The 1117-nt window shown below is 58.8% G+C and carries 1 protein-coding gene and 1 pseudogene; both read right to left on the reverse strand.

Annotation, left to right across the window (positions count from 1 at the left end; translation table 11 throughout):
- The coding region (locus FY112_RS37275; RefSeq protein WP_246700573.1) for an NtaA/DmoA family FMN-dependent monooxygenase at positions 1-732 on the reverse strand (732 nt) is incomplete at its 3' end.
- Positions 733-851: 119 nt separating this feature from the next.
- A pseudogene (locus FY112_RS00450) lies at positions 852-1117 on the reverse strand (LysR family transcriptional regulator); the annotation flags it as partial.

Genomic DNA, 1117 nt, shown 5'->3' on the forward strand with positions numbered 1-1117 from the left:
TGCGAGGCTGAAGACGATCTCGGCCGTGCGCGCCGCCATGTCCATTCCGGTTTCCGAACCGCCCGCCTGGGCGATGACCGGGCGGCCCTGGGGCGTTCGCGCGATGTTGAGGGGACCGCGAACCTGGAAGTGCTTACCTTTGTGATTGAGCGTGTGGTGTTTGTCCTTGTCGTAGTAGATGCCGTTTTCACGGTCGAGCAGCAGCGCGCCTTCCTCGAAGCTGTCCCAGAGGCCGAACACGACGTCGACGAACTCGTTGCCGCGCTCGTAACGCAGTGCATGCGGGTCCAGCCCCTCGCGATTGAAGTTGTAGCCGGTTTCGTCATGATCTGACGTGACGACATTCCAGCAGACGCGCCCCTTGCTCAAATGGTCGATCGAGGCGAACAGGCGGGCGACATTGTATGGCTCGTAGTAACTCGTCGACACCGTTGCCACGAGACCGAGATCGTTGGTGGTGACCGCCAGAGCCGAAAGCAGCGAGAGCGGTTCGAAACGGTTCATCTTTGTGGGAATGCGGGCAAGCGCATAGGGATCGCCGACGGCGGCGGCAGGAGAATCCGCCATGAACATGAAATCGAACTTGGCTGCCTCCGATCGTTTGGCGACATCGAGCAGGTGAGCGAAGTCGTTGGCGCCGTTGACATCACTTGCCGGATGCAGCCAGGAGGCAGGATGAAACCCGAACGTATAGACGAAAGTCCCGAGTTTCATCTTGTCAATTCGCGCCATCGAGCTCTCCTGCTATGTCGGCCATGCCGCCAAGGAAAGGCGACTGCGCAAATTATCGCCAGGCGCAAATTTTCATCAATATCGCTCAGCTAGGTTCCGTTTTAGTTTTTCTAAAGTGTTTACTTGGGAGCCGATGCCAAAGCCTGCTGACGGGAAATAGCAATGAGCCAATCGCGGAATTCGCGCCCGTGGGGCTTCTGCAAGGCGGCCCGATCCCAGGCGAGGAAATAGCTTTCGCGCAGTGCAATGCGCAGGTCGACAGGAATGACGAGCGTTTGCGCCTCGAGCTCATCCGATATCATCGACATCTGCGCGAGCACGACGCCGCGCTTGTTGACGGCTGCGTCAATCGCACTGCTCGACAAGGTGAAGGAGAGGCCAGGCG

This window comes from Rhizobium sp. PEPV16 (assembly GCF_008919455.1).
Taxonomy (GTDB): Bacteria; Pseudomonadota; Alphaproteobacteria; order Rhizobiales; family Rhizobiaceae; genus Rhizobium; species Rhizobium leguminosarum_Q.